The sequence below is a fragment of the Mycobacterium sp. TH-M116 genome (assembly GCF_057473685.1).
Genome location: NZ_JBYCLC010000314.1, coordinates 1 through 6909, shown reverse-complemented (window position 1 = coordinate 6909; position 6909 = coordinate 1). Strand labels below are relative to the sequence as shown.

General features: G+C 66.4%; 5 protein-coding genes. 3 read left to right on the top strand and 2 right to left on the bottom strand.

Annotated features, from left to right (window positions below; translation table 11 throughout):
* Positions 1 to 493 (top strand): copper amine oxidase (locus AC2VOK_RS16305; RefSeq protein ID WP_486944294.1); only part of this gene is annotated, 493 nt, incomplete at its 5' end.
* A 5-nt stretch (positions 494 to 498) separates the two neighbouring features.
* Entirely contained in the window at positions 499 to 1944 is a 1446-nt protein-coding gene (locus AC2VOK_RS16300; RefSeq protein WP_428901412.1) for a gamma-aminobutyraldehyde dehydrogenase, read from the top strand.
* Here AC2VOK_RS16300 and AC2VOK_RS16295 read toward each other — a convergent pair.
* Both AC2VOK_RS16295 and AC2VOK_RS16290 read right to left on the bottom strand, forming a co-directional pair.
* Positions 1934 to 3238, bottom strand: a complete 1305-nt coding sequence (locus AC2VOK_RS16295; RefSeq protein WP_428901413.1) for an acyltransferase family protein — start codon at positions 3236 to 3238, stop codon at positions 1934 to 1936. The genes AC2VOK_RS16300 and AC2VOK_RS16295 overlap by 11 nt on opposite strands.
* A gap of 608 nt (positions 3239 to 3846) precedes the next feature.
* Positions 3847 to 5040, bottom strand: a complete 1194-nt coding sequence (locus AC2VOK_RS16290; protein ID WP_428901411.1) for a PPE family protein — start codon at positions 5038 to 5040, stop codon at positions 3847 to 3849.
* Positions 5041 to 6269: 1229 nt separating this feature from the next.
* Between AC2VOK_RS16290 and AC2VOK_RS16285 the strand changes: the two genes are divergently transcribed.
* Positions 6270 to 6503, top strand: a complete 234-nt coding sequence (locus AC2VOK_RS16285; protein ID WP_428901410.1) for a hypothetical protein — start codon at positions 6270 to 6272, stop codon at positions 6501 to 6503.
* The last annotated feature ends 406 nt before the right edge of the window (positions 6504 to 6909 follow it).

Here is a 6909-nt window from a genome sequence, read left to right as displayed (position 1 = left end):
GCAGGACTACTGCTGGGAGACCCAGCGGGCGTGGCGGGTGGTCAACGACAACGTCACCAACGGCCTGGGCACCCACCCCTCCTACAAGCTCGTGCCGGGCGGGGCGATCCCGTCCATGTTCGATTGGGACTCGCCGGTCCTGCAGCGCGCCGGAGTCATCGGACACACCGTGTGGGTCACGCCGAACCGTCCCGACGAGCGCTGGCCGGCAGGCGAGTTCGTGAACCAGAGCGGGCCCGGTCTCGGCCTGCCCCGCTGGACCGCGGCCAACCGCCCCATCCACAACACCGACGTGGTGCTCTGGTACACCTTCGGCATCCACCACATCACCCGTCCGGAGGACTGGCCGATCATGCCGGTCGACACGGTGTCGTTCTGGCTCAAGCCTGTCGGGTTCTTCGATCGCACGCCGGCCTTGGACGTGGCGCCCACCTCGGTAATCGACTGCCATCGCGGCGGTGGGGACGCCCAACACTGCACACCACGGAGGTGACACCCATGCCGGACAAGAAGGTATTCCACAACATCATCGACGGCCGGATCCAGGCCGCGGGCCACGGAGAGCTGATGGATATCGTCAACCCCGCCACCGGGGAAATCTATGCCGTGGCACCCAACTCGTCGGCCGAAGACGTCGACCGGGCATGCACGGCGGCGGCACGGGCATTCCGATCATGGCGCTGGCGCACCCCCGGCGACCGGCAGCGGGCCCTGCTCAAACTCGCCGACGTCATCGAGGACAACGCCGACGAACTCGTGGCGATCGAAAGCGAGAACACCGGTAAGCCAATCGGATTGACGACTACCGAGGAGATCCCGCAGGTGCTCGACCACCTCCGGTTCTTCGCCGGCGCCGCACGGGTCCTCGAAGGCCGTGCCCAGGCCGAGTACATGCGGGGCTATACCTCCTCGGTGCGCCGCGAACCTGTTGGCCCGGTCGCCCAGGTGGCGCCGTGGAACTACCCGATGCTGATGCTGGTGTGGAAGTTCGCGCCGGCGCTGGCTGCCGGCTGCACGACGGTGCTCAAACCGTCGGACACCACGCCGGCGTCGGCGTTCTGGTTGGTGGAGAAAATGCAGGAGATCTTCCCCGCCGGGGTGTGCAACCTGGTCTGCGGCGACCGCGACACCGGCGCGCAGCTCGTCGCGCACCCGGTGCCACAGCTGGTGTCGATCACCGGCTCCGTCGGGGCCGGCATGGCCGTGGCAACCAGCGCGGCCAAGGACCTCAAACGCGCGCACCTGGAGCTCGGCGGCAACGCGCCGGTGATCGTCTTCGACGACGCCGACATCGCGGCCACCGTGCGCGGGCTCACGGAGGCGGGCTACTTCAACGCCGGGCAGGACTGCACCGCGGCCACGCGCATGATCATCGGCGACGGCATCTACGACGAGTTTCTCGCGGCCATGTCAGACGCGGTGGGCGAGATCAAGACCGGCTACGACCCGGCCGACGAGGACATCCTGTACGGGCCGATCAACAGCGCAAACCAGCTGGAGAAGGTCGCCGGCCTGGTGTCGGGCACGCCGGAGCATGCCCGGGTCCTGACCGGGGGCCGCCGCAAGGACGGCGCCGGCTTCTTCTACGAGCCCACCCTGATCGCCGACCTGCACCAGGACGACGAATTGGTCGCGACCGAGATCTTCGGACCGGTCATGACCGCGCAGCGGTTCGGCGACGAACACCAGGCGGTCGCCATGGCCAACGGCACCGAATACGGGCTCGCGTCATCGGTGTGGACGCGCAGCGCCGACACGGCGGCGCGGATGGCCGCCCAGCTGGACTTCGGCTGCGTGTGGATCAATGCCCACATCCCGCTGGTGGCCGAGATGCCGCACGGCGGCTTCAAACACTCCGGGTACGGCAAGGACCTGTCCTTGTACGGGTTGGAGGATTACACCCGCATCAAGCACGTCATGCACTACCACGGTTTCACGGGCTGAGTCGGGAATCCGCGGGTCGCAACATCACCAGGACCAGCCCGGCCGCGAACACCACCGCGGTCGCCCACGGGAAGCGCCCGTCGGGAGCGAAGCCGTCGGCGGCCAGGTACTCGAGGCTGCAGACGGCCAGCGCGGCGCCGGCCAACGTGACGGCCTCGCCCCAGCGGTCGGGGAGCCCGAACCCCAGCGTGGGCAGGGGAGCACCGAAAAGCCGCCGCTGCCAACCCAACAGGACCATCTCGGCGCCGGTCACCACGCTCAGGATGGCAACCCACTGCAGTCGGGCCAGCCACCAGGCCCCCGACCCCTCGACAGGTTGCGGCAACAGCCCGGCCGGATACGCGAGACCCGCGACGATCACGACCGGGATCATGTGCCACAGATAGAGCGCCATCACATTGGTGTTGGCGACCGACAACGCGCGCCGCACCCAACCGGCGCCCAACGCCCGGTTGATTGCGGGAGCGAGCGCGATCGCCAGCCCGGCCTGAGTACACCCGAACGCCAACATCGCCACGGTCGGAGGTGTCGTGTTCTCGATGGCCTGGCCGGGAACACCGATCATGCTGACCGGGTATCGGCCCCGCCAGATCAGCAGTGCCAGCGCCGGCGCCGCCCCGGTCGCCAGCAGCAGCGGCCTGAGCCCGCCCAGCAGGCCAGCGTGCCAGGCGATTCCGAGTTGGTAGAACAGCCCCCAGCAGAACACGTAGTTCAGCCATCCGAGGTAGGGAATGTGGCCGTGCAGGGAGGCGGCGTCGATCGCGATGACCCCGACCGCCAGCGCCGCCGGCACCCCGAGGCCCCAACGCCGTTGCGCGGCAACCGCGATGGGGGTCAGCGACACCACGATCAGGTAGATGGCGAGAAACCACAGATGCATGGCCACCGCCCAGCCCGCGTAGTCCAGCAGGGAGCCGGACACTCCGAGGAATTCCGCGACGGCCACGGCGACCCACACGGGCGCGACGTACACCGCCGTCGGCCCGAGGACGCGGGCCAGCCGATGCCGCGTCCACGCGTGGCGGGAGAAGTCGTCGCCGGCGCGCCGGCGCGTCCACGAGATGCCACCGGCATAACCGGCGACCAGGAAGAACACCGGAACCGCCTGGAAGATCCAGGTCAACCACTGGGTCCACGGCAGATCGACCAGCGGATTCTGCCGACCGAAATGTCCGCCGTGGTACGTCACCGAACCGGCCAGCCAATGCCCCAGCACGATCAGCGCCACCCCGGAAACCCGGTAGAAGTCGACGGCGAGATTGCGCGCCTGCCGGGTGGTGGTCGCGTCGTCCATCATGTCGCCGAATGGTCCATACGCTGCACCCGCGTCACGGTACCCGCGCCGTGGCCCGAAGTCGCCTGCGGCACAATGACCTGATGAAACGAGCGAATCTGGGTGGCCTCGGCGTCGGTCGCATCGGTTTGGGCGCGATGGGCATGTCCGTGGCCTACGCCGGCGCGGACGGCGACGCCACCGGGCAGTTACCGTTCTACTTCGGCTGCTCGTCGGAGGTGGGTGGGCATCGAAGACGCCGTCCGGGCAATGCTTCTGGCCGCGGATCGCGGACGAAGCTGTCAACGCTGCATCATCTGGATCATCTGGGACCGGCACACGAGCGTTCGCGAGTTGCATGAAGTCGCCACCGCCGCGGTCGGCGGTCGCCCACTGCGCAGCGGCTCACCGTGTCGGTGCCGAGCGCGGGAAGAAGCGCCGTCGGTCAGCTCTTCGTCGGCGCCTTCCCCCAACACTGGACAAAGTCCTCCACATGTCAGTCGACGATCGTCATCGTGGTTCTCTCCGGACGTGCGACGGGTTGCTCGATCTGCTGGATCGCCGGACGCAGTCTGTGATGTGCACTGTCCCTCTCGCCTGAAATGACCTGGTAGCCAGAATGTTCACCGCTACCCTGCGGCCATCGGACGGGGCACCACGGTGACGCGGAACCCGTATTTGGGACCTGGAACGCGTGTGCTGCTTCCCGAACCCGATATCGGTATCCCGGGCACGCCGGGAGCGCCGGCCGCGCCGGACGGCCCGCCGTCCGGCGCGGCACTGAAGCCGCCGCCGGGCAACACGGTGGAGACAGCCGACGTCGCCGGCGCCGCTGCGGCCCAGCTCTGCGGGGCCGACAACGCCCCGATCATGGTGGCCCGGCCTATGCCCGCCGACACCGCGCCGCTGCCCGGGCTCGACGCCGTCGCCAGGTTTGGCGCCAGTGCCTTCGGCGTCTGAACCGCGCCCCATGGAACCTTGATTTCCGGCTGCCCCCCGGCGACCTGGTAACTCAGGTTCTCCAGATTTCTGGTCGACGAGACGGCGGTGTTGGTCAACGAGCTTGCGTCCAGAAGCCCGAAGTCTATGTAATCCCCGCCTTGCACGAAGTCCGAAATGATACTCCCAAATGACGGCAGCCCGAACTGCGCTGGTGCCGCCTGCGCGGACGATGCGAGCCCCTGCAGCATCGTGGGTATCGCCGACATCATCGAGTGCGCGTTGGTCGCCGCCGACATGACGGCGGCCTGGGCGGCGGCGGCGCCTTGCGCAGCCTGCCCTGCGGGGTTGGTGGTTTGTGCCGGAGGGGTGAAGGGCGCCAGCATCGACGCGCTCGCCGAGGAGCCGGCATAGCCGTACATCGCGGCGGCGTCCTGGGCCCACATTTCGGCGTATTGGACCTCGGTGGCCGCGATCGCCGGTGTGTTCTGCCCCAGGAAGTTCGCCGCCACGAGTGCCGCCATGAGGCTGCGGTTGGCCGCGATCACCGGAGGGGGCACCATCATCGCAAACGCAGCCTCGTAGGCGACCGCGGCCGCCTTGGCCTGGGTTGCCGCCTGCTCGGCTTGGGTCGCGATACGCATCATCCACGCCGCATGAGGGGCGGCCGCCGCGGCCATCGACGCCGCCGAAGGACCCGTCCAGGACTCTTCCAATTCCGAGATCGCCGAGGAGTACGAGGCCGCCGCCGAACTTAGTTGGCTCGCCAGCCCGTCCCAAGCCGCCGAGGCGTCTATCATCGGCCCCGCACCGGGACCGGAATACATCTTGGCGGAGTTGACCTCCGGTGGTAGCGCCCCGAAATCGGTTGCTAGAAAGTTCATTTTCATAACCTCCGTTGTCTCAACTGGCCGCACGGGCCGGTTTGGTGTCAGGGCATGCGACAGAGCACACCCGCGATAGATGTGGGTGCTCCTCCTTTCCTGCTATCTGGCTCGACTCGAGTCGTAATCGACTGACGCAGTGATCACTTGAAGCACAGTGATCGCAACGAGTCCGGCACACCTATCCCGGCTTGCGGCGGCGTGGGCAACGCAACCCCACCCAGGCCGGTGCCGCGCCGTCATTCGGGCTGCAGCCCAACGCCTTCGCCCGACAAAGGCCATGCCAGCGTTGATGGGGCAGTCAAGAGGCGTGTTAGCAGCGGAGACGGATCAGCGTTGGCCAAAGAGCCTGTGGGCCAGAGCGGCTGAGTTCGTCGGGCATGATCAGTACGATTCCGCATCTCCACCGCTGCACCCTCACCGAGGGCGGGTGGCGCGGGGAAACCCCACCCATACAATCGGACTCAACGCGACCCAGTCCATGTACTGAGAATTCCGACTTCCCCACCAGCCGCCTCCGGTGCAGCATCCCCTCGACGTAGAGGGAAAATCTCCGGTTCGAGAGCCTTCAGCGCAAGCGAATCCGGACTAGAAACAAGAGAACTTTTTGCGCGACCCGGTAGGGTCGAAGCCCTTCGCGGTGACACGGTCATGAGCAGATCAGACGCTTCGAACTTCACGATTAGGAATCGTTGCCGGTGGGCATGTTGAATTTCATCAATTAAATGGTGAACAATCGGTGAAAAATTAATTGCGCTGCGCGGAGCCGCGCGCACTTCCACGACTGTGAAGGCTCACGCGTGACGTGGTTCACCAGTGACGAGCCGGCCGATCCTTGTTTCTGCCCTGCATGCTGAAGACCTGGTGACGCGCCGGCAACGACGAGAAAAACGCTCTGAGAAGGCTCTCCTGACTTCGACATTTCACGTGATTGCGTTCGTAGGTGCGTCGTCAATGTGAAAGATGCGCTACTTCAACGATTACCGATGTTGCTGAGGGTTCGAGAATCGGTCGAGGAATGCAACTTTGAGATGCAGGCCATTACGGCTTCGTAGAAAACTTTTCGAGTCGAGGTCGGTGGCGACGATGGGGTAGGGCACGCTGACACCGTGATCCCGCGCATGCCGGCCGAGTCCCGATGCCGTCCGTGGACGGCCGTCGCCAGCCACAATTTGCAATTCCTCACGGCAGTCGGGATGCCCGTGTGTTGCGCGGCCATGGATCCAGGCATGGAGATGGGCATGGTCAATACACCGCCGAGCAGCGGATCGCCCGCGTGGTTTGCCGCAGTGAACTGGCTCGGGGCCGTCGCCACCGCGATCACAGCAGCTTTCTGGACCCACGGGTATGTCGTCGATCGTCGCCACGCCGCGATCCGCCTGATGTCACTGGGGGAACCCGCTCGGGCGATGACGACCGCCGGTGTGGCTATCGTGTTTCTTGTTAAGCCGTGTGAAATCTGAACGTGTGGTCGCCGACGTGGCGCCGGGTGCATCGCATTCGACTGCAGCGCGAGCGGCCAACGCAACGAGGCAGTGCACGGGACGTCACCGAACGGACCTTCGTCGACGGAATCTCGGCTGACGGGGAGTACGCACGTCGAGGACGGCGGGACGGCGTGCCGTAGAACCCCCCTCAACACGGCGCCGCAATCAAGATCACGACCGCATTCGCGGCCTGAGGTTGAAATGTCATGCGGCCTGCTTGACGCATACTGGCGGCCCGGTGCGGGGCCTTCGCCGTCTGGGACATATCTGGGACATAGTGGTGGGGTCAGCGGTCATCCGCCTCCGGCGGCACCGCCGCCACCGCCGCCACCGTCACCGCCGCCGGATTCCCACCAGTTGTACACACCGGAGTAGGCGCTCG